Source organism: Arthrobacter sp. 05L421 (assembly GCF_056397785.1).
Window position 1 is genome coordinate 43260 of the sequence record NZ_JBFTOC010000011.1, and the last position, 22599, is coordinate 65858.

General features: G+C 67.0%; 21 protein-coding genes, 1 tRNA gene and 1 other RNA gene. 8 read left to right on the top strand and 15 right to left on the bottom strand.

Features of this window, described 5'->3' with window-relative positions; all coding sequences use genetic code 11:
• Positions 1–15: 15 nt before the first annotated feature.
• An RNA gene (ffs, locus tag AC1DKQ_RS13760) (signal recognition particle sRNA small type) lies at positions 16–112 on the bottom strand.
• Positions 113–664: 552 nt separating this feature from the next.
• Between ffs and AC1DKQ_RS13765 the strand changes: the two genes are divergently transcribed.
• Positions 665–749 (top strand) — tRNA-Ser (locus AC1DKQ_RS13765).
• 144 nt (positions 750–893) lie between these two features.
• Here the strand turns inward: AC1DKQ_RS13765 and AC1DKQ_RS13770 are convergent.
• Positions 894–1805 (bottom strand): oxygenase MpaB family protein, encoded by a 912-nt coding sequence (locus AC1DKQ_RS13770; RefSeq protein WP_476919279.1) that lies wholly within the window; start codon positions 1803–1805, stop codon positions 894–896.
• Between the two features lie 377 nt (positions 1806–2182).
• Between AC1DKQ_RS13770 and AC1DKQ_RS13775 the strand changes: the two genes are divergently transcribed.
• From AC1DKQ_RS13775 to AC1DKQ_RS13790, 4 genes are all read left to right on the top strand, one after another.
• The gene (locus AC1DKQ_RS13775) at positions 2183–3598 is read left to right on the top strand and encodes a M23 family metallopeptidase (RefSeq protein ID WP_476919280.1); all 1416 of its coding nucleotides are present in this window, start codon (positions 2183–2185) and stop codon (positions 3596–3598) included.
• 217 nt (positions 3599–3815) lie between these two features.
• Positions 3816–4301 carry a glutathione peroxidase gene (locus AC1DKQ_RS13780; protein WP_476919281.1) on the top strand — a complete coding sequence of 162 codons (486 nt, stop codon included), beginning with the start codon at positions 3816–3818 and terminating at the stop codon, positions 4299–4301.
• Positions 4302–4523: 222 nt separating this feature from the next.
• Entirely contained in the window at positions 4524–5735 is a 1212-nt protein-coding gene (fdhA, locus tag AC1DKQ_RS13785; protein ID WP_476884375.1) for a formaldehyde dehydrogenase, glutathione-independent, read from the top strand.
• Between the two features lie 244 nt (positions 5736–5979).
• Positions 5980–6921, top strand: coding sequence for a phosphodiesterase (locus tag AC1DKQ_RS13790; protein ID WP_476884374.1), 942 nt, complete (start codon positions 5980–5982; stop codon positions 6919–6921).
• 60 nt (positions 6922–6981) lie between these two features.
• Here AC1DKQ_RS13790 and AC1DKQ_RS13795 read toward each other — a convergent pair whose 3' ends face one another.
• Both AC1DKQ_RS13795 and AC1DKQ_RS13800 read right to left on the bottom strand, forming a co-directional pair.
• The gene (locus tag AC1DKQ_RS13795) at positions 6982–8397 is read right to left on the bottom strand and encodes a stealth family protein (RefSeq protein ID WP_476919282.1); all 1416 of its coding nucleotides are present in this window, start codon (positions 8395–8397) and stop codon (positions 6982–6984) included.
• Between the two features lie 326 nt (positions 8398–8723).
• Complete coding sequence (locus tag AC1DKQ_RS13800) at positions 8724–9638, bottom strand: Cof-type HAD-IIB family hydrolase (protein WP_476884372.1); 915 nt, start codon at positions 9636–9638, stop codon at positions 8724–8726.
• A 190-nt stretch (positions 9639–9828) separates the two neighbouring features.
• Here AC1DKQ_RS13800 and AC1DKQ_RS13805 point away from each other — a divergent pair, with 190 nt between their 5' ends.
• Complete coding sequence (locus tag AC1DKQ_RS13805; RefSeq protein ID WP_026266597.1) at positions 9829–10128, top strand: type II toxin-antitoxin system VapB family antitoxin; 300 nt, start codon at positions 9829–9831, stop codon at positions 10126–10128.
• Positions 10121–10816, top strand: coding sequence for a LytR C-terminal domain-containing protein (locus AC1DKQ_RS13810; RefSeq protein ID WP_476884371.1), 696 nt, complete (start codon positions 10121–10123; stop codon positions 10814–10816). The genes AC1DKQ_RS13805 and AC1DKQ_RS13810 overlap by 8 nt, the downstream gene beginning before the upstream one ends.
• 89 nt (positions 10817–10905) lie before the next feature.
• Here AC1DKQ_RS13810 and AC1DKQ_RS13815 read toward each other — a convergent pair whose 3' ends face one another.
• From AC1DKQ_RS13815 to AC1DKQ_RS13825, 3 genes are all read right to left on the bottom strand, one after another.
• Positions 10906–11544, bottom strand: coding sequence for a TetR/AcrR family transcriptional regulator (locus AC1DKQ_RS13815; RefSeq protein ID WP_476884370.1), 639 nt, complete (start codon positions 11542–11544; stop codon positions 10906–10908).
• Positions 11545–11878: 334 nt separating this feature from the next.
• Positions 11879–12655 (bottom strand): type 1 glutamine amidotransferase domain-containing protein, encoded by a 777-nt coding sequence (locus AC1DKQ_RS13820; RefSeq protein WP_476919283.1) that lies wholly within the window; start codon positions 12653–12655, stop codon positions 11879–11881.
• A 128-nt stretch (positions 12656–12783) separates the two neighbouring features.
• The gene (locus AC1DKQ_RS13825) at positions 12784–14034 is read right to left on the bottom strand and encodes an MFS transporter (protein WP_476919284.1); all 1251 of its coding nucleotides are present in this window, start codon (positions 14032–14034) and stop codon (positions 12784–12786) included.
• A gap of 74 nt (positions 14035–14108) precedes the next feature.
• Between AC1DKQ_RS13825 and AC1DKQ_RS13830 the strand changes: the two genes are divergently transcribed.
• Complete coding sequence (locus AC1DKQ_RS13830; RefSeq protein ID WP_476919285.1) at positions 14109–14651, top strand: ArsR/SmtB family transcription factor; 543 nt, start codon at positions 14109–14111, stop codon at positions 14649–14651.
• Between the two features lie 34 nt (positions 14652–14685).
• On the opposite strand, the gene AC1DKQ_RS13835 is transcribed toward AC1DKQ_RS13830, so the two are convergent.
• The 8 genes from AC1DKQ_RS13835 to AC1DKQ_RS13870 form a co-directional block, all read right to left on the bottom strand.
• Positions 14686–16008, bottom strand: a complete 1323-nt coding sequence (locus AC1DKQ_RS13835; RefSeq protein ID WP_476919286.1) for a nicotinate phosphoribosyltransferase — start codon at positions 16006–16008, stop codon at positions 14686–14688.
• A gap of 181 nt (positions 16009–16189) precedes the next feature.
• Positions 16190–16948, bottom strand: coding sequence for a DsbA family oxidoreductase (locus AC1DKQ_RS13840; protein WP_476884365.1), 759 nt, complete (start codon positions 16946–16948; stop codon positions 16190–16192).
• 96 nt (positions 16949–17044) lie between these two features.
• Complete coding sequence (locus tag AC1DKQ_RS13845) at positions 17045–17581, bottom strand: N-acetyltransferase family protein (RefSeq protein WP_476919287.1); 537 nt, start codon at positions 17579–17581, stop codon at positions 17045–17047.
• A gap of 34 nt (positions 17582–17615) precedes the next feature.
• Positions 17616–18503, bottom strand: coding sequence for a TolB family protein (locus AC1DKQ_RS13850; protein ID WP_476919288.1), 888 nt, complete (start codon positions 18501–18503; stop codon positions 17616–17618).
• A 17-nt stretch (positions 18504–18520) separates the two neighbouring features.
• Entirely contained in the window at positions 18521–19516 is a 996-nt protein-coding gene (locus AC1DKQ_RS13855) for a sugar phosphate isomerase/epimerase family protein (protein ID WP_476919289.1), read from the bottom strand.
• 1 nt (position 19517) lies between these two features.
• On the bottom strand, positions 19518–20711 hold the full coding sequence (locus AC1DKQ_RS13860; protein ID WP_476919290.1) for a Gfo/Idh/MocA family protein: 1194 nt from the start codon (positions 20709–20711) through the stop codon (positions 19518–19520).
• 9 nt (positions 20712–20720) lie between these two features.
• Positions 20721–21839, bottom strand: coding sequence for a Gfo/Idh/MocA family protein (locus tag AC1DKQ_RS13865; protein WP_476919291.1), 1119 nt, complete (start codon positions 21837–21839; stop codon positions 20721–20723).
• Positions 21836–22585 carry a sugar phosphate isomerase/epimerase family protein gene (locus tag AC1DKQ_RS13870; protein ID WP_476919292.1) on the bottom strand — a complete coding sequence of 250 codons (750 nt, stop codon included), beginning with the start codon at positions 22583–22585 and terminating at the stop codon, positions 21836–21838. The genes AC1DKQ_RS13865 and AC1DKQ_RS13870 overlap by 4 nt, the downstream gene beginning before the upstream one ends.
• Between the last annotated feature and the right edge of the window lie 14 nt (positions 22586–22599).

Sequence of the window (22599 nt, forward strand, 5' to 3'; positions counted from 1 at the left end):
CCAATCGGCACAGACATAAAAGACCCCTCATGCACCCGCCAGAGCCCGCTTACCCTTGCTACCTTCCGGTCCTGGGGGAGTTCAACAGGATGACGCCACATGAGGGGCCGTCAGCAATATTACCTGACGATTGGGTGTGCCTCGAATTGGCCGGGTCTGGCCCCTCCTCCGCGGCGGGACATGCCCTTTTTTCGGGGGCAGGACTGGGCCATTTGGGATTATGTCCAGTTTTCGAACGGGCCGCGGGGCATGTCCTGTGGCGGGGGTGGGGGAGGGCGGGGCATGCCCATTTTTCGCGGTCAGGACTGGGCCATTTGGGATTATGTCCAGCCCCGGTGCCGGCCGCTGGGCATGTCCTGTGGCGGAGATGGGCAACGTGGGGCATGTCCTTTATTCGCGGTCCAGGATCGCGGAGCCGGAGCGGCGGGCAGTGCTACGGGATTATGTCCAGCCATCGTGCCAGCTGCGGGCATGTCCTGTGGCGGGGGTGGGGCATGCCCCATTTTTCGCGGTCAGGACTGGGCCATTTGGGATTATGTCCAGCCTTCGCATGCGGGAGGGGGCATGCCGCCGGAAAAGCCCCTGCTCCGGGCGGGGAGGGGCCAATTGGGCGAAGCTGGAAAGTTCAGGTATTCTAGTATCTGCTTTTGATTCAGAAGCAACTGGAGAATTCGCCTAGCGGCCTATGGCGCACGCCTGGAACGCGTGTTGGGTTAACGCCCTCGGGGGTTCAAATCCCCCATTCTCCGCGGCTGGCCCCGGTCCTCGGACCGGGGCCTTTTTGCGTCCTCAGGCCTTTGCATCCGGTGAGGATATGGCCAAGAATGCGTCCGCGGCCCGGTCAGTGGCACCGCCAAGGCTTCTCCGACCCGAGCCCACACCAGCGCCCAGGCTCAGGCCCTGTACCCCAGCCGGCGCAGGCGGGCCCGGGCAGCCTGCTCGCTCGGACCCATCCGGCCCAGGGCAAGATGCACCACCCCGAGCGTGACCCGGGTGGCCAGGGATACCGGAAGTGGAATCGGGCCCAGCCGGGCGGTCCGCAGCCCCAGCAGCTCGCGGTACCTGGGTTCTAGGCTCGTCACCGCGGCCGCGAACAGCACCCGGTAGCCAGGCCTGAGCGCGGGGTGGAGGGGCGGGTCGCGAATGAACGCCACCGTTTCGGCGACCCGTTCATCGCAGCGGAGCTCGCCGTCGTCGTACCAGCGGTCCAGCTGCTGCCGCATTTCCGCTTCGCTCAACGGCGGTGCCTCCACGCCCATCAGCCTGCCGGCTTGGGCCCACTCACGAACATAGGCATCAGGTCCGCCAGGAATCGGCCGTCCCCACAGTTTGTGGGCAGAGAGGAAGGCATCGGTGAAGGCAATGTGAACCCAGCGGAGCAATTCGGGATCGTTGGCCGCGTAGCTGCGCCGGATGCCGTGGCCGTCCACAAATTCTCCCCGGACCGTCCGGTGAAGCCGCAGCACCCAGTCCGACGCCGCCCTGGCCGTATCCGTGGAGCCATAGGAGACGGTAAAGATCCAGCGGATTGTGCCCGCCAACCGGCCCAAAGGGTCCTCGCGGAAACGGGAGTGATCGTGGACTCCGGCCAACGCGCCCGGGTGGAGCGCCTGCATCAGCAGTGCCCGGATTCCCGCCACGATGGTTGGCATGTCACCGTGAACGGCCCAGACTGCCGAGCCGGGTAAGTGGTAGCCGGCGTCGTCCCCCTCGGCAAGGCGCGCCACCCACTCGGGCACGGCATCGCGCGTTCCGGTGAACGTCTGTTTGAGCTCGGCCTGCCATTCCCTAAGGACATTGCGCATCCCTTATTCTTACCCGGCTCGGCGGTGCCGGCACCTGTAACTCCCCGGTGGACTACTGGGCCGCCACCGGCCAGCTACTGGGGATATCCGCGGATCTCCGATTCGTACAGCAAAAGGAGTACGCGGACGGTTCACAGACCCGGCCGTGTGTGGTCACATAGGGAGGTGAGTTCGTGAAGATTGGGGTCTTGCGGACAGATTGCGGGAGTCACATCGTGGGAAAACACTGGGGAAACTCATCGAGTGAGCAGTCAGCAAGGTCACGGACCATTGCCGTGCGCTGCGTGTCCGGAGGACTGTGCCTGTCTCTGGCCGTTCTGGCATTCGGTGGCTTTCAGGGGCTGAGCGCGCACGCGCCATATGGGGCGCCCGCCGCCGTGCCCACCGCCGCCATGCCGCCCTCCGGCGCCGTCGGACCTGCACCCCTGGACACGCTGGCCCACTCTGCGGCGACCGCTGCCCCGGGGACTTCGGGCACTGTCACCGCAGACGCCCAGGCGCTCCTGGCCTTCAGCCGGAGCACCGTGGACACGGTCACCAAGCAAGGAGTGCGGGGCGAGCTCAATGTGGCCGAGGCGACCCTCAGCCGGCCCGCGGCCGGTTTCCTCATGTCCCCGCTGGAATCGCTCGTGCCCACGTCCCCGTTCGGGCTGCGAACCAGCCCCCTGACGGGGCACGCGGGCGAGTTCCACTGGGGCCAGGACTTCGCGGCACCCTGCGGCACCCGGGTCTACTCCGCCGACGCCGGTGTGGTGAGGGCCGTGGGGTGGCACCCATGGGGCGGCGGCAACCGCGTGGAAATCGACCACGGCAACGGTCTCATTACCACGTACAACCACCTGGAGGCGATCGCGGTCAAGAAGGGCGACTCCGTGCGGGTGGGGGAGGTCATTGCCCGGGTGGGGACCACCGGATCCTCCACCGGCTGCCACCTTCATTTCGAAACGATCCTCAACGGCTCCCACACCAATCCGCTGGACTGGACGTTGCTCCCCATCAAGCAGGTGGACCAGCTTGGCACGATCGACATGATCAGTTACGCACCCGACGCCGGCAAGGCAACCAACGCGGGGATTGGCTGGGCGATTCCTGTCCGGGAGGACCTGACCCACGTGGTGGCCGGCGGCGCACAGGAACAGCCTGCCGAGGTGGCCGCCCATCCGCCAGCGAGTGCCTCACCTGCAGCTACCGAAGCCGCCGCCGACTCACCCTCGGCAAAGCCTTCCGCCACCCCGACGCCGACGCCGTCCGGCACAGTCCCCACGAAGCCGACGCCGACGCCGTCCGGTACAGTCCCCGCGAAGCCGACCCCGACGCCGTCCGGAACTGTCCCTGCGACCCCGACGCCGTCCGCAACTCCCTCCGCGACGCCAACGCCGTCCGGTACCGCTCCCGCGACGCCGACGCCGACGCCGTCGGGAACTGCCTCCGCGACGCCAACGCCGTCCGGTACCGCTCCCGCGACGCCGACGCCCACCCCAACCCCGACGGCAACAACCCCCGCCAAACCGTCAGTTCCGGTGCCGGTCATGCCGTCGGTACAACCGACGACCTCCGTGCCAGCGACGCCCTCCAAGCCCGCGTCGGCCTCCGCGACCGCGACCGAGGCCACGGGCAGCACAACTCCCGTGGCGCCACCCAGCCGGCCCCTTGCGCCGACCCCGATCACTGTGCGGCCGGGCCCTGTCACGGCGCCGGCCGATAAGCCGAAGCCGACGGCGGTGACGCAGTCGGCCACAACAGCAGTGACAACAAAGGCGTCGCCGACGTCGACGCCCACGCCGAGCCGCTAGCCGCCGGCAAAGCCCGTCCGTGCACGGCGGCGTGCGTGACCGTTGCCCGCGCACGGCGCCCGCGAAGTGCCCGACCGCGACGGCGTACACCAGTGTGCCGGGTCCAGGCCACGGGCCCAGCGGGGGATGCGCACCCATACCCGCACGGCTCGGTGCCGAATAATGGGGGGACCAGTTACCACCTGCTCCGAACCACCGACATCGCGAGGACTCGCCCATGACAGCTCTGCACTCCATTCCCCTGACCCTCATCGACGGGACCGAGACCGATTTTGGACGGTTCAGGGGAGAGGTGGTTCTGGTGGTCAATGTGGCGTCCGAGTGCGGTTTCACGCCCCAATACGCAGGACTCGAGGCGCTGCACAACGAATTCCGCAGCCAAGGCTTCCAGGTCCTCGGCGTCCCCTGCAACCAGTTCGCCGGACAGGAGCCCGGCGGCGACGCCGAGATCGCCGAGTTCTGCCAGCGCAATTTCGGCGTGACCTTCCCGCTGACAGTCAAGGCCAACGTCCGGGGAAAGAACCAGCACCCGCTCTATGCCGAGCTCACCAAGTTCAAGAACGGACTCCTGCCCGGCCTGGTGAAGTGGAACTTCGAGAAGTTCCTCGTGAACCGCGACGGCGAGGTCATCGCCCGCTTTGCGCCCACCGTGGAGCCGGACTCACCGGAGATCATCGAGTCTGTTCAGTCCGCCCTGGACTAAAACAGCCCGCCCGGACATACGCATCCGCGGCCTCTATCCCTCAGCATGCTTACCCCCTAGACTGGCCGAACCCTCCAACGTTCCGGGCACATCCACGGCGCAGTCACCCCTGACAGCCGCCCTTCGGCAGTGCTGCCGAAGTGTCCGTACGGAGGGCGCATCAAACAACTTCGTCTATCACAGCAGGGCCCCGTGCGGGTCCGTGAACGCAGGAGGAATGAGATGACAGGGAACAAGGCCGTTGCCTACAAGGGGCCGGGAAAGGTCGAACTGATAGACATCGACTACCCCACCTTTGAACTCAAGGACGGCCCGGGGGTGAACCCCGCCAATGTCGGCCGGCAGGTGCGCCACGGCGCCATCATCAAGACCGTTGCCACGAACATCTGCGGCTCCGACCAGCACATGGTGCGGGGGCGCACCACGGCCCCCACTGACCTGGTGCTTGGACACGAGATCACCGGCGAAGTGGTGGAAGTGGGCCCGGATGTTGAATTCATCAAAGTGGGGGACATCTGCTCCGTCCCGTTCAACATCGCCTGCGGGCGCTGCCGGAACTGCAAGGAACGCAAGACGGGCATCTGCCTGAACGTTAACCCCGACCGGCCCGGCAGCGCCTACGGCTATGTGGACATGGGCGGCTGGGTTGGCGGCCAGGCCAACTATGTCCTGGTGCCGTACGCCGATTGGAACCTGTTGAAGTTCCCGGACAAGGACCGTGCCCTTGAAAAAATCATGGACCTGGCCATGCTCTCGGACATCTTCCCGACCGGATTCCATGGCGCGGTCACGGCGGGTGTCGGCGTCGGCTCCACCGTCTACATCGCCGGGGCGGGCCCCGTAGGCCTGGCCGCTGCGACCAGCGCCCAACTGCTGGGTGCCGCCGTCGTAATTGTGGGGGACCTGAACGCGGACCGTTTGGCCCAGGCGCGCAGCTTTGGCTGTGAGACCGTCGACTTGAGCAAGGGCGGCCCGGCGGAGCAGATCGAGCAGCTCCTCGGCGTCCCGGAAGTCGATTGCGGCGTTGATGCGGTGGGCTTCGAGGCCAAGGGCCACGGTGTCGGAGCCCAGGAAGCCCCGGCAACCGTCCTGAACTCCCTCATGGAAGTGACCGCCGCCGGCGGCGCCCTGGGCATCCCCGGGCTCTACGTCACCGGTGACCCGGGCGGCGTGGACGAGGCTGCACAGAAGGGCTCGCTGTCGCTCAGCCTCGGAACGGGCTGGGCGAAGTCGCTCAGCTTCACCACGGGACAGTGTCCGGTCATGAAATACAACCGGCAGCTGATGATGGCAATCCTGCACGACAAGGTACACATCGCCAAGAACGTCAACGCGAAGGCCATTACCCTGGAGGACGCGCCGAAGGGGTACGCCGAATTCGACGCCGGCGCGGCGACGAAATTCGTACTCAACCCGAACGGCTACCTGAGCTAGCCCAAAACCCGGACCCGGCGGCACTGCCCGCCCCGCCCCGTTGAGCTGGGGTTTCGGCAGTGCCGCCGGGCGCCCGCGCCCCCGCATATGCCTGCGGGAGCATATGAGGGTAGGCCTCCTGTTAACGCACGATTTTCCAATATGCCTGTCCCAGTTTTTACATTGTTTGCCCAATGTCTGGTTGGATAGTTATTACTGAGAGGGACACTGGAGGCACCGCTTCCACCCAACCAAGAAGGTAGCAATGGAGCGCATCGAGGCCGAGCACCCCCGGCCACGTCATTTCCTACTTCACCTGAGCGACCCCCACTTGCTGGGGGGTCCGCAACCCCTGCACGGCGTCGTGGACAGCGAAGCCCTGCTCCGGCAGCTCTTCGAGGAGGTCCATGCCTCGGGGGCCCGCCCCGAAGCGGTGATCTTCACCGGGGACCTCGCTGATCTCGGGGAACCGGAAGCCTACGCCAAGCTCCGCGCAATCGTGGATCCGGCGTGCAAAGCCCTGGGGGCGAAGGTCATCTGGGCGATGGGCAACCACGACGACCGGGCCAATTTCCGGGCCGGGCTCCTGGACCAGGCCGACAACGACGCGCCGGTGGACTACAGCTACTTCGTCAACGGGCTGCGCATCATCACCCTGGACACCTCCGTGCCCGGCTTCCACCATGGCGAACTAAGCCACGACCAGCTCGATTGGCTTGCTGCTGAACTGGCCACACCGGCCCCGGACGGGACCATCCTGGCCCTGCACCACCCGCCGGTGCCGTCCGTGCTGGACCTGGCCGTGCTCGTGGAGCTTCGGGGCCAGTCTGCGCTGGCCGGTGTCCTGCGCAACTCCGATGTCCGCGCCATCCTGGGCGGCCACCTGCACTACTCGACCACCGCGACATTCGCCGGCATCCCCGTGTCCGTGGCCTCAGCCACCTGCTACACCCAGGATCTGAACGTTGCCGTGGGCGGCACCCGCGGCCGCGACGGCGGGCAGGCGTTCAATCTGGTTCACGTCTACGAACACACGATCGTGCACTCCGTGGCGCTGCTCGGCGACACCCCGGCCGTCGGCGAGCTTGTCTCTCCTGCGGAAGCCCAGCGCCGGCTCGCCGCCGCGGGGATTTCGATCCCGGAGAAGGCCAAGCTCGAGGCCCCCGCCCGGACGGCGGCGCATCCCAAGTTCACCACCCTGAACTGACTCATGCGCCGGCTGGCGCACGCCCCAAACCGGCGCGGCGCCGGCTTTGGTCACGGTTCGTTACTTCTCCCAGGGCGCCTTGATGGGGTAGTACTTCTCCAGGAAGTCCGTGACCAGCTCGGCCCGCTCTTCCGCCGGGACCTCCGGGAAGCTGCCGTCGTTGAGGCAGAAGAAGTCCATGTTCCGCTTGGCCAGGAGCTTGGGAAGGTAATTCAGGCCCGCTCGCGCCGTGGTGTCCACATATCGCACCCTGGCAGCGGTCTGGGTCACGGCCCGGCCCGTGAGCAGCGCATAGTAGTGGTAGAACGAATTGGTCACGGAGATGTTGTCCGCGGCCCGGAACGTGCTCGCGGCGGTCTTGGCAAATTCGGCCGGGAACTCCTGTTCCATCTGCTCCACCACGCTGCGCCGCAGCGGAGCCGCCGTGTGCTCCAGGTGCCGGGTGGTGATGCGGCCAAAGCGGTTCCAGAGCAGCTTGCGGTTCACCCGGGCGGCGTTCTCAAAGCCGCTGCGTTCGGCATCGTTGTCGCCCAGCCCAATCCGGGTCTCGGCCTCGATGAACTTCGTGATGCCGCCGGGGGTGAAGAACATGTCCGGCCCCACGGCGCGGCCGAAGAACATGTCGTCGTTCGAATACAGGAAGTGCTCGGAGAGGCCCTCGATGTGGTGCAGCTGGCACTCCACGGCCTGGGAATTGTGCGTGGGCAGAACCGACGTGTCGGCGAAGAACTCTTCGCTGCGGACGATCGTCACGCCTGGGTGTTCCGCCAGCCATGACGGCGTGGGGGAGTCCGTGGCGATGAAGATCCGGCGGATCCACGGGGCAAACATGTAGATCGAGCGCAGGGCGTACTTCAGCTCATCGATCTGGCGGAAGCGGGCCTCGTGGTCATCTCCCTCGCCCACCACCACGCCGGCCATGCGGGCACGGCGGGCCGCGATGTACTCGGGGGAGCTGCCGTCAACCCATGAGAACACCAGGTCGACGTCGAAGCTGATGTCGCTGGCATGGTCCGCGAACATGTTCTCAATGGTGGGCCACGTGTGACCGTAGCGTTCCACCGTGCCGCGCACCGCGTCCTGCGCCAGCATGGTGCGCCGCGTCAGGGAATTCTCGATCGGCAGGATCAGCTGGTCGCCCTCGAAGCTCCACAGCTCCAGCTGGACGCCGGCGGAAGCGCCGAATTCAAAGCCGCCCTCCGGCTCCACCCTGGGCCGGTACAGCCGGAAGATCCGGGACTGGCGGTTCGGCGACAGCTCGCCGTCGGCCACCAGCACGGCGGACTTCTTCTTGGCGTCCACGCTCATGGAATAGAACGGCTCGTCGCGGCACGCCTCCACGAGGGCGTCGCGGAGTTCCTTGCGGTCCTTCCAGTCGACTGCGATGACCGGGCGGTGGTTGTTGCCGCGGACCAGCAGGTAGTTGAGGCCGGCGTCGGCCAGAACAGCGCGCAGGAACATCAGGTCCTCCACCATGGCCTGGTACGGCGTGCGGTTCTCGTTGATCAGCGCATAGCGGCCGCGGCGACGGACAACATCGGAGCGGGTCCGGAATCTGGCGACGGCGGCCGCCGACGTGATCTCGGCGTGGGCATCCGCGGATGCCTGGCTGCCATAGTAAATCTCGTCTTGGATCGCTGCTTCGGTAATGTCTGAGCTCCCGCTTCTTTGAGTGCGTTGGTGTCTACTTGCATGATAACGCGGGCCTCAAAATTGCCGCGGGAAACCGGCCGGCACCCTGGTGCATGACGACGGAATGTGACGACCGACCGAGACAGTGAAATGTGACGGCGGAACGGGCCTCAGCCAGTGACGACGGCCAGCCAGTGGTGCAGGAAGGCGGCGCCGGCGTCGTCGTGGATGACATCCTCGGCCAGCCCCAGATCGGCAGCTGTGAGAACCTCGTAGGGTTTCACCGGGATGCCGTCCGCGGGCCGGACGTCCACGTGCTTCACAGCGTGATCGTTGTGGTGCAGCCAGTCGGCCATGGCGTAGTCCGTGCGGGAATCGCCCACCGTGCGCCAGGCCTGCGGCGTGATGCCCTGGGCGGCGAGGAACTCCACGGCCCGGCTCGCGCCCAGGTCCTTGCCGAGCCGGACCGATTCGATGTCGGTGGAGATGATGGTCGGATCGACACGGAAGTCGACCTGGTCATCCGAATCGGGGACGTGGTGGTCCAGCCGCACCACGCCGAGCCCGTGCCGGGCCATGAGGCCCATGGCGTCGGCGTCGAAGAGTCCCTGCTCGGCCAGGTAGTCAGAGCTGGCGACGGCAATGTGCTGCTCCACGGAGACCATGGCCCGCTTGGTTTCGTCGTAGAACATGTGGGCGGAGTAGTCCTCGGCGACCAGCCGGCGGACGTCGTCGCCGAAGGCCTCCGGGATGGCGAGCTCACGGTCCACGTGGACCGGACCGGGGCCTTCCGCGGTGTAGCTGAACCAGACGGCGCCCTTCTCGCAAATAGCGTGGATGAGGGTGCCGGCGGGCATGCCGGCAGCGATCATAGGTTCCATGACCTGCTCGCGGATGAAGGCGTCGGACCGTCCCGTGTTGAAGATGACCGGCACACCGGCAGCGGCCAGGGCCACCAGGTCCGCGATGATGCCGGGCTGCACAACGCGGGTGACCGGGCTCGCGACCGGACCGTCGACGTCGAGCAGCAGCGCCAGCAGGGGAGCCGACGGCGACGGAACAGGGGCAGTCTCGGGTGAAGTCATACGGCCATTCTGTCAGCCGCGCGGAGCGTTTGCGTGAACTGTGCAGAAGATCGACGGGCCCGCGCCCGATGTGCGCTGGATGTGACTGGCGGCAGGGCCTCGTGTGACAGATGGTTACTGTTTGGCCACAACCTCTCGCCGCCCGTGGACTTTGATTCCTTCGGGCGTCCAAGTTCCATAGGCTGGCATGGTGATATTCAAAGCTGTGGGCGAGGGACGCCCGTACCCCGACCATGGTTACACCACGCCCAAGGACTGGGCGGCCCTGCCGCCGCGTCCGGTTCGGCTCGATGAGCTGGTGACCACTAAGCGCACCTTGGACCTTGAGGCCCTGCTGGCCGAGGACTCCACGTTTTTCGGAGACCTCTTCCCGCACGTCGTGGAATACCGCGGCGTCCTCTACCTTGAAGACGGTCTGCACCGGGCAGTCCGCACCGCATTGCACCAGCGCACTGCAATCCACGCGCGGGTCCTCGTGATAAATGGCTAGGAAGCCGCGAGACCTCAGAGTTCTGCACGGGCACCGCGTTATCAGTGGCTCCGAACTGCGGGCCACTTTTGTGGAGCAGGAAGATGCGGCAGACAATCCCGTCCGGCTGCGGCGCAGGATCCTGCATGGCGTCGTCCTGGTGATGCTGGTCGGCCTGATCGCGGCGGCGATCGTGGTGGCCCTCGCCATCATGAACGGCCAGATCAAGCTTCCCGCGACGGCGGAGCGGAGCAAGGCGGCAGTATCGGTGTGCCCGAAGGCCACCTACGACTACACTCCGCCGGGTAAGGTCCACGTCAACATCTACAACTCCACCAGCCGGCCAGGGCTGGGCCGGACCGTGGCCGATCAGCTTGCCGCGCGGAAGTTCCTGGTGGGCGCCGTGGGGAACACGACGTCGAGCTACCGCGGGGTGGCGCTGATCGTCTCCGGGGCCGCCGGCCAATCGGCCGCCTTCAGCGTCCAGCGCCACGTGCCCGGCTCGGACTATGTCCAGGACAGACGCACCGACCCGAGCGTGGACGTCATCGTTACCGGCGACTTCAAGGCACTGGCCAAGCCAGAACTCGTGGACCAGACGCCGGGCCAACTCAGCTGTCCTCGCGAGAACCGGCGCATCGTGGATGACTCCACGGTGCCCATCACGCCGAAGGCCACGCCGGCAGCCTCGCCGAAGGCGGCGGGCTAGGGCACGCAGGGCGCCGGAATTAACTGGTTTCGCGGTCCGAGAACCGCAGTTCGGGCGACGCTGCCCGAGCGCAGCTCCGATGCCGCAGCTCAGCTGGTGGCGCGGACCGGCCGGCCGTCGTCGTCGAACCTGGCCCCGGCCCCCAGCTGGATGAACCGCACCGTTCGGGCGAGCCGCGCCTCGGCCTCGGCGTCCTGGCCCGCCCCGTCGCCCCGGGCTGCGCTCGAGGAGAGCGTGCCGTGGATGAGTTGGGCGAGCTGGCCGATGTCCGACTCGGGTAGGTAGCCCTGGGCCATGCCGTCGCGCAGGATGCCCCGGAGGAGCACGCTGAGCTCGCCCACGTGGTCCGCGAGTTTGGCGAACGACGACGGTGAGAGTACCGCCGCCATGGCCGGCCCCGGCGGCAGGTGGCGCCGGCTCAAATCCTCCACCTGGGCCCGGACGTACACGGCAAGCCGCTCCACCGGGTTCTCCAGCGCATCGAGCGATTCGCGCAGGTCCAGCAGGAACCGCTCCGTCTCGTCCAGGGCGTAGGCGATCAGGAGCTCTTCGATGTCCGCGTAGTAGTTGTAAACGGCGGTCCGGCCGATCTGGGCGTGGCGCGCGACGTCCGTCATGGTCAGGCCGGGCAGCCCGTGGGTGAACAGGAGCTCCCCGAAGGCGGTCAGGATGCGTCGCTGGGTCTCGGCACGTTGGGCGGCGTTGCTCGCGGCCGAAATCCTAGGCATACGGACACTTTAGCGCGATCTGTCACTAAAGCGGCCGGGTGGCGGACTGTGACACGGCCGGCGCGGCGGCGGACATTTCCGCTGCTCGCACACAGCCGGCTGAGCATTGCGGCACGCAACCGCAGCCTCCGCCGGGCGGCACGTCGTTCAGGTCGGGCTTCCCGGCAGAGCACCCCACCCTATAGCCGGTGCCATAGGTCGTGGAGGCCGGAACCTGACGCAGGTCGGCGATGCGTTGGGGCGATGCGTTGGATGTGTGGCTGTTGGCGCACTTACGCCGACTGGCGGCCGCCCCGTCGTCGGGATGGCCGCCAGTTTCAATGCTCTGTTGGTGTTAGTGCTCCGCTTCCGCGGCAGCCTTCTTGGCGCTTTTCTCGGCGTCCTTCTCGGCGCGCAGAGCGTCCGTCTCGTGCTGTTCCTCGGCTTTTTCCTGGTGGATGACCTCTGCGAAGAGCTTCTCCATCTCCTTGGCCACGCCGGCGGCCGAGGCCGGGTTCTGGCCGGTCACCAGCCGGTCGTCAACCACCACCTTCTCCTCAAAGACACCAGCGAAGACGTGTGTGGCGCCCTGTTCCTCAAGTCGGTCTGCCAAGAAGAAGGGAATGACCTTGTCTTTCCCGACGGCAACCTCCTCGTCGTTGGTGAAGGCGGCCACCCTCCGGCCCTCGACAAGGCGAAGCCCGTTCTTCAATTCGACGTTCAACAGGCCGGCCGGTCCGTGGCAGACCGCGCCCACCAAGCCGCCGGCGTTGTAGACGCTGGCCACCAGATTGTGCAGGCCTTCGCTGTCCGGGAAGTCCCACATGGTGCCGTGGCCGCCCACGAGATAGACGGCGTCGTACTGGTCGGCGTCAACGACGTCGACGCGGGCAGTGTTGTAGAGCCCTGCGCGCGTGGCCTCGTCCTCCGTGAAGGCGACCTGGATGGGATCTTTTGAGTCCACCTCGTCGCGCGGGGGCTGGCCGCCCTGGATGGACGCAAAGTCGACGAAATGCCCGGAATCTTTGAAGACCTTCCAGGGATGTGCAGCCTCGGCCACGTTGTAGCCGGTCTTTTCGCCGGTATCGCCGATCTCGGAAACGCTGGTCAGTACCATGAGGATTTTCTTCATGAAGTGCTCCTTTCGTCCACCTTCCACCCTACGCCAAGCCCAATTCGGGGCTCCCTCCCCTTTGAGGCGGTGGTAGTCCTTTGCGCCTCGAATCGCCTGTGCAAGGCGTCCTCGGCCGCAGTCAGATATTAGGATTCGATGTCGGCGGCGGCAATGGCCCTGTCCGTGAGGATGGGCATCATGCCGAGCAGCGCGAGGGTCAGCATCCCCATGATCGCGAACATGAGCTGCAGGCCCAGCCATTGGGCCAGCAGGCCGCCAGCTGCCGCGCCAAGCGGCATCGTGCCCCACGCGAGCAGCCGGTAGGCGCTGTTGATTCTGCCCAGCAAGCGGTTGGGAGTAATGCGCTGGCGCAGGGATACGGTGATGACGTTCCACAGCACGATCAGAATGCCGCCCACAAAGAGGATTGGGCCAAGAACATAGGGGTTGTCCGTCAGGGCGGGCGCACCGACGAACAGGGAGACCCCGAAGACAGCGAGCGTCAGCGACTTCGACCGCCCCAGCCTGGCCTCCACCCATTCGGAGATGAACGAGCCAACGAAGGCGCCGAGAGCCGAAGTGGTCAAAAGCAGGCCGAACCCCACTTCGGACAGTTCCATTTCTGAAGCCGGGCCCACGGCAAACAACACCAAGACCGCGAAGGCCGCGCTGGAGGCGAAGTTGAACACCCCGGTCATCACCGCGAGCGTGCGAAGGATCTTCTGGTTCCAGAGGAACCGCAATCCTTCACCAATGTCGAATCGCAGTGTCGTCTTCTGCTCCCGCTCCATGCGAAATGCACCCGGGATCAGGAGCAGGCCACCGACGGCGGCAAGCCACAGCGCCGCTGGCACGGCAACGCCCGCAACGACGCCGATGGCCACCAGCAGCCCGCCCAGCGGTGGGCCAATGAATTGGTTGGCGGTGAGCTCGACGGCGTAGAGCCGGCCGTTGGCGCGCGACAGTTCGTCCCTGTGCACCATCTGGGGCATGATCGACTGCGCGGAGGTGTCGTAGAGCGTTTCGGCCACACCCACCATCAAGGCGACTACGTACAGAGCCCAAATGGAGCCGAAATCCAGCAGGATGACGGCCGCCAGCACGGCGGGCAGCAACGCTCGGCTGAGGTTGGCCCACACCATGAGCTTGCGCCGATCCAGCCGGTCCGCCAGCGCTCCGGCAGTCAGGGCGAAGAGAAGCCAGGGAAGCGTCGCAGCGACGGTCAGCCCGGCAATCAGCGTGGGTGACTGGGTGAGCTGAATGGCAAGCAGTGGGAGCGCGATCTTGAAGACGCCGTCCGCGAGGTTGGACAGCCCGGATGAGGTCCATAGCTTCCAGTAGGACGCACCCAGGGGCGCGCGGCCCCGTTCCTTCACCTGAACAGCGGGAACAGTCATACGTGAACCATTCCCTATTGATTTAGAAAATTCAAGGTGGTTGAGTCTAGTAAATCAATTTGTAGGATGGGAACATGACGGATGCAGAGCAGACCAGCGCGGACAAGAAAAAGCCCGTCGCGAGCGCCCGGGAAATCAAGGCGCTGGCCCATCCGCTGCGCTTGAGGATCCTGCGCCTGTGCGGGCTCCACGAACTGACCAACAAGCAACTCGCCGACCGGTTGGACCAGGACCCGGGGACCATGCTCTATCACGTGCGGCAGTTGCTCTCCACCGGCTTCCTTGAACCCGCGGAGGTCCGCACGGGGCCCAGTGGTGCGCTGGAGAAGCCATACCGTTCCACGGGGCTGTCCTGGAATCTGGACACTGCTCTGCGTGAAGCAGGTCCGGACGGTCCGCTGGCACCGATCGAGGCGTTTCGGGAAGAGCTGACGGAAGCAGGGCCGGATGCGCTTGCCAGCCTCTCACGCTTCGTTCTGCACCTCTCCGAGGGGGACGCCGAGGACCTCATTACGCGCATCGAAGCTGTGCTGAACGAATACACCGACAGTGACCGGCAGCGATCGGACCAACCCGCATACGGCGGCATCTTCGTCCTGCACCGCTCGCCAGACTAGGTGGCCCTCCGCGAAGAGCCGCTTGCCCGCAGCCCTATTCGTAGATGGTGGGGATGGCCGGCTGGCCGGGCTGCAGCCTGTCCACCACCCGGGGCAGCTCTGCCATGGAGGCCGTGTGCCGTTCCCGCGCCCGCCCCACCGCGTCCGGCCCGGTCCAGCCCGGCAGGATCTCGCCATCCTTCATGAACTGCTGCAGGAGGGGGCGGCCGTTCCCGCCGGCGCCCGGAGGGTGGCCGACGCCGAGGACCTCGTGGGTGGCCGTGCCGCGGTCATCGAGGCGGCGCACGGCGAATTTGCGCCCTCCCATGTTGATCTTGTCCGTCGAGGTCTTCGCCACGGCAGTCAGCTCACCGGAGTCCCCGGCCCGGCCCACCAGCTTGTAGACCATCCCGGCCGTGGGCGCCCCGGATCCGGTCACCAGCGACGTGCCGATGCCATAGGAATCGGCCGGGGCAGACCGGAGCGCGGCGACCGAGAATTCATCCAGATCCGAGGTCACCACGATCCTGGTGTGCGCATTTCCGAGGCTGTCCAGGAGTTCGCGGACCCAGCGTGACTGGGCCACGAGGTCACCGGAGTCCAGCCGGATCGCCCCGAGTTTGTCTCCGGCGAGGGCGACGGCGGTGCGGACGGCCGCTTCGACGTCGTACGTGTCCACCAGCAGCGTGGTGCCGGGTCCCAGCGAGGCCAGCTGCGCCGCGAAGGCCTCGCGCTCGGAGTCGTGGAGCAGCGTGAAGGAGTGGGCGGCGGTGCCGATGGTCCGCAGGCCATAACGCCGTCCGGCAGCCAGGTTGGATGTGCCGGAAAAGCCGGCGATCACGGCTGCGCGGGCCGCCGCGGCGGCGGCTTCCTCGTGCGTGCGGCGGGAGCCCATCTCAATGCAGGGCCTGCCGCCGGCGGCACTGATCATCCGGGACGCGGCCGAGGCGATGGCGCTGTCGTGGTTCAGCACCGACAGGACGTAGGTTTCCAGGACGCAGGCCTCGGCGAACGTCGATTCGACGATCAGGACGGGGGAGTGCGGGAAATACGCTTCACCCTCCGGATAGCCCCAGATGTCGCCGGAGAACCGGAAGGCGGCCAGCTGATCCAGCGTGTCCTCATGGACCACGCCGGTGCTGCCCAGAAAATCGAGGTCGTCCTGCTCGAAGCGGAAGTCAGCGATCCCCTCAAGGAGCCGTCCGGTGCCGGCCACGATGCCGTACCGGCGACCGGCCGGCAGCCCCCGGGCAAAGGCCTGGAAGACGGACCGGCGGTGCGCGGCTCCGGAGTGCAGAGCCGCCTGGAACATGGTCAGCTCGTAGTGGTCGGTAAACAGGGAGGTCCGGCGTCCGCCCGGGCCGGCCGAAGTGTCCATGCTCCACTCTAGGCCGGGCGTGGCCGCCTGGCCCCGGGGAGTCACCGGTGAGGGTTTACGCGCCCGCCAGGGCGGCGAGTTCGCCGGAATGCGTCGTGGTCGCCGGAAACTTCCGGCGAATTCGGACGATTGCGGCGAATTCGGCGACGGCGGGCTCAGACGAAGGGCTCAGACGGTGGACTCAGACGGCGCAACCGTCGGGCCCGCAGGCACCGGAATCCGCGGCGCCGGGATCCGCTGCACTGGCCGCGCCGGGGGCATCCGCGGCGGGACCAGCCCCCGCGGCGCCCACCATGACCAGCGGGTGGCTGTCCTGCCATGCCTGCTCGAGGGCTGCGCTGAAGGTCTCCGCGGGCTGGGCGCCCGAGAGCCCGAACTTCCGGTCAATCACGAAGAACGGGACGCCGCTGAGGCCCAGGGCGCGGGCCTCGGCGATGTCGTTGCGGACGGCGTCGGCGTAGGTGTCCGTGCTGAACAGTTCTGCCAGTTCGCCGGCGTCGAGCCCGAGGTCCAGGCCCAGGGTGGTCAGGTACTCCTGGCTGCCGATGTCCTTACCGTGCTCGAAGTGGTCGCTGAGCAGGCGTTCCTTCGCGGCGTCCTGCTGGCCGTGCGCGGCGGCTAGGTGGATCAGCCGGTGGGCCGTGAAGCTGTTGGCCACCACGACGGCGTCGAACCGGTAGTTCAGCCCCTCACCCTTGGCCTGCGCCGCGACGTGCTCGAACATCTGCGAGACCTGAGCCGGGGCCAGGCCTTTGCGGGTGCTCAGGTAGTCCAGTTCGGTGCCGTCGTAGTGCTCCGGGAGCGCGGGGTCCAGCTGGTAGCTGCGCCACTGCACCTCCACGGAATCGCGGTGCGGGAAGGCCGCGAGGGCGGTTTCGAATCGGCGTTTGCCGATGTAGCACCAGGGGCAGGCGACGTCGGACCAGATCTCAATCTTCATGCCGGCGACAACCCCGGCGGCGCCGGGTCCATTCCCGGGCGGCCTGTCGGCTTCGTCACGGTGTCACGGATTCACGGCCCCAGCGTGCCTGAGGGCTCACAGTGCGACCGGGCGCTCCATCACGAAGTCGTGCTCCACACTGTTGCCCAGCTGAAAGGATTTGGTGCCGACCTTGCGGAACCCGGACTTTTCGTAAAACCGGATGGCCCGGGCGTTCTGGCTGTTCACGCCTAACCAGAGCCCGCGGGCGCCGGCCGCCGAGGCCGCCCCGATGCTGGCGTGCATCAGTTCGGCGGAGGCGCCGAGCCCGTGGTGCTCCGGATGGACGTAGCACTTGCTGAGCTCGGTGCACGGCAGTTCGCTCAGGACCGCGGCCACTTCCGGGTCCCGGGTGGGGCGGGCCACCAGCAGGCTGTAGCCGCGGAGGTCGCCGCCGGCGTCGATCACCAGCACCGTTACCGCGGGATCGGCAAGATAGGCGCGGAAATTGGCCTCGCTCAGGGTACTGGCCACGTGTGCCGCGATGTCCTCCGGCCGGGATTCCGGCGGGCACGCCAGCGGAAAGGTGATGGCCGCGAGTGCGGCCAGCCTCCCGGCGTCGTCCGCGGTGGCTGTTCGGATCTGGTGCGTCATGGCTAAAACCCTAGTCCCCGGACGGACCCGCCGGTCAGTCCACCGGGTAGGCGACGTAGGCAAACCGCGCCGAGTCCGGTGACCAGCTGCTGACGTTGAGCGTTCCCTGGCCGCCATGCAGGTGCCAGGTGTGCAGCGGCGCGGTCCAGTCCTGCACGGCGACGGCGACGATGTCGACCGGCAAGTCTGCCGGATGGCCAACGGTTCCGGGCGGGAACCTCAGGTAGGTGGCAAGGGCGCCGTCGGGGGAAATGTGCGGGAACCAGTCGACCGTTTCGTTCGCGGTCAGGCGCTCAATCCCGCTTCCGTCCACCCGGACGCGGGCGATCTGCGCGTGCCCCGGCTGGCTGCTGAAGCTCTCGGTGTTGAAGTAGATCCATTCGCCGTCGGGCGAATATTCCGGCCCGTCGCAATGCCCTTCCCCGACGTCTATGGTCGCCGAAGGTCCGCCGCCGGCGGGCAGCGTCAGGAGGCGACCCGGCGTCGTGAAGTCACCGGCCTCGATGCCTACGTAGGCGAGGCGCTCGCCGTCTGGGCTGACGCCGTGGAGGAAGTGGAAGAAGCCGTCCTCTGCCGTGATCCGGGTGGCCGGGCCGCCCGCAAGGTCGGCCTGGTAGATGTGGCCGTCGCTGGCCGAGAGGTAGATCAGCCCGCGGGGCCCGAGCACGTGATCATTGTTCAGCTCCGGGAGGCCGGAGATCGGCACCTCGCCGAGCGAGCCCGTGCCGAGTTCCAGCCGCCACAGTGCGCCCGACCCGTTGAGGATGAGTGAGGCACCGTCATGCGTCCAGTTGGGCGCCTCGAGGAGGAGCTGGTCCGTGGTGTAGATGAGGTCCCGGGCACCGGTTGCCGCGGACGCGATCCAGACCTCGCAGCGCTGGCCGGGCTGAAGCTGGCGCGGCGCGTTCGTGTTTTCCGCCATGGTGGGGGACGTAGCCGCTACTGCTTGAAGGCGGCGTCGAAGGAGGTGTTCGACGGCGGGAAGTCGTACTTCTTGAGTGCGGCGAGGGCCTCGGGGGCGCCATGGAGCCGGTCCATGCCCGCGTCCTCCCACTCGACGGAGATGGGGCCGTCGTAGCCGATCGCGGCCAGGGCGCGGAAGGATGATTCCCACGGCACATCCCCGCGGCCGGCGGAGACGAAGTCCCAGCCGCGGCGCGGGTCACCCCAGGGCAGATGCGATCCCATCACGGTGTTCCGGCCCGTGGGCCGGAGCTTGGTGTCCTTGCAGTCCACGTGGTAAATCCGGTCCTTGAAATCCCAGATAAAGGAGACCGGGTCGATGCCCTGCCACATGAAGTGCGACGGGTCCCAGTTCAGCCCGAACGCCTCCCGGTGCCCAATCGCCTCGAGGGTCCGGACGGTGGTCCAGTAGTCGTAGGCGATCTCGGAGGGGTGGACCTCGTGGGCGAACCGGACCCCGCAGTCGTCGAAGACGTCCAGGATGGGGTTCCAGCGGTCGGCGAAGTCCTGGTAGCCGGCCTCGATCACCTTTTCCGGGACGGGCGGGAACATCGCGACGTACTGCCAGATGGAGGACCCGGTGAATCCGACCACGGTGTCCACGCCGAGGGCTTTGGCGAGCCGGGCGGTGTGTTTCATTTCCTCCGCGGCGCGGGTGCGGACGCCCTCGGGATCGCCGTCGCCCCAGACCCTGGACCCGACGATGGCCTCGTGCCGGAAGTCGATCGGGTCATCGCACACGGCCTGGCCCTTGAGGTGGTTGGAGATGGCCCAGACCTTGAGGTTGTATTTTTCCAGCACGGCGAGCTTGGATTCGACGTAGCCGGGTTCGTCCCAGCGCCAGGCGTCCAGGTGGTCACCGGACACGGCGATTTCGAGGCCGTCGTAGCCCCAGCCGGAGGCGAGGCGGGCGACTTCCTCGAAAGGGAGATCGGCCCACTGGCCGGTGAACAGGGTGTACGGGCGGGGCATGTCAGGGTCCTTCGGTAAGCGTCTGGGTGGTCCGGACGGACGGGGTGAGCTGGATGATGGAGCTTTTGGCCGCGGCGCTTTCTTCCACGGCGGCTAGGATCCGCTGGACGGTCAAGCCGTCCTCGAACGACGGCGACGGCTGGGTTCCGCTGCCGACCGCCCGGAGGAAGTCGCGGATTTCGTGCGTGAACGTGTGTTCCCAGCCGATGACGTGGCCCTGCGGCCACCATGCTTCAAGATACGGGTGCTCGGGTTCGTTGACGAGGATGCGGCGGTAGCCCTGTTCGCGGACGGGCAGCGTCGCGTCCAGGAAGCCGAGCTCGTTCAGGTCCTCCAGATCGAAGAGCAGGGCACCCTTGTCGCCATAGATCTCCAGCTTGAGCGAATTCTTCTGGCCGGTGGCCACCCGGGAGACCTCCACCGAGGCGATGGCCCCGGAGGCGAGGGTCAGCGTGGCCCAGGCGGCGTCGTCGACCGTCACCTGTTCTGGACCGTTGGGGCCGGGCCGGCTGGGCGTGAAGGTGTGGAGCCGGCCGGCGACCTCGGTGACCTGCTCGCCCAAGAGGAACAGCACCTGATCAATGGCATGGCTGGCGATGTCGCCCAGCGCACCGGACCCGGCGGTGTCTTTGTTCAGCCGCCAGGTCATGGGCGAGTCCGGGTCCACGAGCCAGTCCTGCAGGTAGGCCGCGCGGACGTGCCGGATGGTGCCGAGGCGGCCCTCCGCGATCAGCTCCCGGGCCAGCGCCAGGGCCGGGACCCGGCGGTAGTTGAAGCCGATCATGGACTGCACCCCGGTGTCCTGGGCGCTCCGGGCCGCCGCCGCCATGGCCTCGGCCTCGGCCAGGGTGTTGGCCAGCGGCTTTTCGACGAGGACGTGTTTGCCAGCCGCAAGCGCGGCGATGGCGATTTCCGCGTGCATGAACCCCGGCGCGCAAATATCAACGATCTGGATGTCATCGCGGGCAATTACCGCGCGCCAGTCCGTGGCGGACTCGGCCCAGCCGTACTTGGCGGCCGCCTCGGCGACCCCCTCCGGGTCGCGTCCGACCAGGACGCGCCGTTCGAAGGCCGGGACGTCGAAGTAGCTGGCAACGTTCCGCCACGCATTCGAGTGGGCCTTGCCCATGAACGCGTACCCGATCATGGCCACGCCCAAAGGGGGAGGGCCGGGGCTGGTTTCTTGGGAGTTCATGCCTGGTTCCTAGAGTGTGGAAGCGGTGGGGTCCCAGTCCTCGGGGAGGGCTGCGGAGGCGGGGGCGGAGCTTTCGACGTCGATGAAGGTGCCCGAGTCAATCGATTCCGAGATCGAGACCATGGTGTCCAGGACGTGGTAGGCGAGGTTGCCGGTGGCCCGGTGCGGGACGCCGGCGCGGATGGAGCGTGCCATGTCCAGCACGCCCATGCCGCGGCCCTGGCTGGGGCCGGTCGCCGGGATCGTGGTCCATTCCTCGTCGCCGGCACGCCAGAGCCTGACGTCCCCGTCGAAGTAGTTCGGATCCGGCAGCGAGATAGTCGCTTCCGTTCCCGTGATTTCCACGAAACCCATCCGCAGCCGTGGGGACTCGAACGAGAAGACGCTGTGGGAGGACGCGCCGGACTCGAACTGGGCCATTGCGGAGACATGGGTGGGGACCTCGACCGTGAATTCCTCGCCGGCCTTGGGCCCGGAGCCGATGACCCGGACCTGTTTGGCTTTGGACCCGACGGCGGCCACCTTGCGGATGGAGCCGAACGTCTGCACCAAGGCGGTGAGATAGTAGGGGCCCATGTCGAACAGGGGGCCGGCCCCGTACTGGAACAGGAACGCCGGATTCGGGTGCCAGGATTCCGGGCCGGGGGTCTGGAACGTGGTCATGGCCGTCAGCGGTGTGCCGATGTCGCCGCGTTCGATCAGTCGCCGGGCCGTCTGCAGCCCGGCCCCCAGGATCGTGTCCGGGGCGCAGCCGAGCCGCAGCCCCGCGGCGTCGGCCGCTTTCAGCAGGCCGAGGCCGGATTCGCGGTCCAGCGAGAACGGCTTTTCCGTCCAGACGTGTTTGCCGGCATTGACGGCGGCCGTGGCGACTTCGACGTGTGCCGCCGGGATGGTCAGGTTCACGATGATCTCGACGTCGGGGTGGTTCAGGGCGGCGTCCACGCCGCCGGACGCGGCGATCCCGTATTCCTTGGCGCGCGCCGCGGCGGCGTCCTCGAAGAGGTCCGCGATGACGTGGACCTTGAGGTCGGGGAAGACCGTCAGGTTGTCCAGGTACTGCTTGCTGATGTTGCCGGCGCCGATGACGGCGACGCCCACCGGGCCTTTCTTCGTGGACGAGGTGCTCATGCCCGTGCTCCTTCGCTTGCTCCGGCGTTGAGGTAGTCGAGGCTCTGCGCGATGCCGTCGAAGATGTCGCCGGAGTAGTCGTCGAATTCCACGACGCCGACTTCGAGGGACTGCGCGGCGTTGATGACATCCCACACGGCGATCTTGCCCTGGCCGGCCGGCTGCTGCGCTTTGGTGTCTGTGGAGACGGGGCCGTCCTTGATGTGGATGAACTTCACCCGGTCGCCGAGGCGCTGCAGCAGCTGGGCCGGGTCCTGGCCGCCGACGGCGGCCCAGTAGGTGTCCACTTCCAGGACGAGTTCCGGGTCGAGGAGCCCTGCGAAGTATTCCAGGGCGGTCTGGCCCTCGATGCTGGACTCCAGCTCCCACGCGTGGTTGTGATAACCGACGCGGATGCCGTACCCGGCGCCCTTCTTGGCGGCGGCATTGAGCTTCCCTGCGGTGGCCTGGATGTCCTCGGCGGACTGCCAGTGCTCGGCCGGGAGGTAGGGATCGATCACCGTGCTGATGCCCAGTTCCCTGGCGGCGGCGAAGATCTCATCCTGGTCCTGGCTAAGCAGCGGGGCGTGGCCGGACGGGGCGGTCAGACCGTTTTCCTTCAGGGCCGCGCCGAGCTCAGCGGCCGTTGCCACGAAGTTGTAGGGCTCAACCTGGGTGAAGCCGAGCTCGGCGACCTTCCTGATGGTGCCAGGCAGGTCTTCGGCGATGGCGTTGCGGAGGGTGTACAGCTGGATTGAATACGACACGGGATTCCTTTGCG

What these genes read in the sequence shown, in the direction of transcription:
- AC1DKQ_RS13845 (WP_476919287.1), bottom strand. Translation starts at nt 17,581, where the DNA reads ATGACGCACCAGATCCGAACAGCCACCGCGGACGACGCCGGGAGGCTG.
- AC1DKQ_RS13790 (WP_476884374.1), top strand. Translation starts at nt 5,980, where the DNA reads ATGGAGCGCATCGAGGCCGAGCACCCCCGGCCACGTCATTTCCTACTT.
- AC1DKQ_RS13840 (WP_476884365.1), bottom strand. Translation starts at nt 16,948, where the DNA reads ATGAAGATTGAGATCTGGTCCGACGTCGCCTGCCCCTGGTGCTACATC.
- AC1DKQ_RS13850 (WP_476919288.1), bottom strand. Translation starts at nt 18,503, where the DNA reads ATGGCGGAAAACACGAACGCGCCGCGCCAGCTTCAGCCCGGCCAGCGC.
- AC1DKQ_RS13830 (WP_476919285.1), top strand. Translation starts at nt 14,109, where the DNA reads ATGACGGATGCAGAGCAGACCAGCGCGGACAAGAAAAAGCCCGTCGCG.
- AC1DKQ_RS13800 (WP_476884372.1), bottom strand. Translation starts at nt 9,638, where the DNA reads ATGACTTCACCCGAGACTGCCCCTGTTCCGTCGCCGTCGGCTCCCCTG.
- AC1DKQ_RS13815 (WP_476884370.1), bottom strand. Translation starts at nt 11,544, where the DNA reads ATGCCTAGGATTTCGGCCGCGAGCAACGCCGCCCAACGTGCCGAGACC.
- AC1DKQ_RS13835 (WP_476919286.1), bottom strand. Translation starts at nt 16,008, where the DNA reads ATGGACACTTCGGCCGGCCCGGGCGGACGCCGGACCTCCCTGTTTACC.
- AC1DKQ_RS13795 (WP_476919282.1), bottom strand. Translation starts at nt 8,397, where the DNA reads ATGGTGGAGGACCTGATGTTCCTGCGCGCTGTTCTGGCCGACGCCGGC.
- AC1DKQ_RS13810 (WP_476884371.1), top strand. Translation starts at nt 10,121, where the DNA reads ATGGCTAGGAAGCCGCGAGACCTCAGAGTTCTGCACGGGCACCGCGTT.
- AC1DKQ_RS13770 (WP_476919279.1), bottom strand. Translation starts at nt 1,805, where the DNA reads ATGCGCAATGTCCTTAGGGAATGGCAGGCCGAGCTCAAACAGACGTTC.
- AC1DKQ_RS13860 (WP_476919290.1), bottom strand. Translation starts at nt 20,711, where the DNA reads ATGAACTCCCAAGAAACCAGCCCCGGCCCTCCCCCTTTGGGCGTGGCC.
- AC1DKQ_RS13820 (WP_476919283.1), bottom strand. Translation starts at nt 12,655, where the DNA reads ATGAAGAAAATCCTCATGGTACTGACCAGCGTTTCCGAGATCGGCGAT.
- AC1DKQ_RS13825 (WP_476919284.1), bottom strand. Translation starts at nt 14,034, where the DNA reads ATGACTGTTCCCGCTGTTCAGGTGAAGGAACGGGGCCGCGCGCCCCTG.
- AC1DKQ_RS13865 (WP_476919291.1), bottom strand. Translation starts at nt 21,839, where the DNA reads ATGAGCACCTCGTCCACGAAGAAAGGCCCGGTGGGCGTCGCCGTCATC.
- AC1DKQ_RS13780 (WP_476919281.1), top strand. Translation starts at nt 3,816, where the DNA reads ATGACAGCTCTGCACTCCATTCCCCTGACCCTCATCGACGGGACCGAG.
- fdhA (WP_476884375.1), top strand. Translation starts at nt 4,524, where the DNA reads ATGACAGGGAACAAGGCCGTTGCCTACAAGGGGCCGGGAAAGGTCGAA.
- AC1DKQ_RS13855 (WP_476919289.1), bottom strand. Translation starts at nt 19,516, where the DNA reads ATGCCCCGCCCGTACACCCTGTTCACCGGCCAGTGGGCCGATCTCCCT.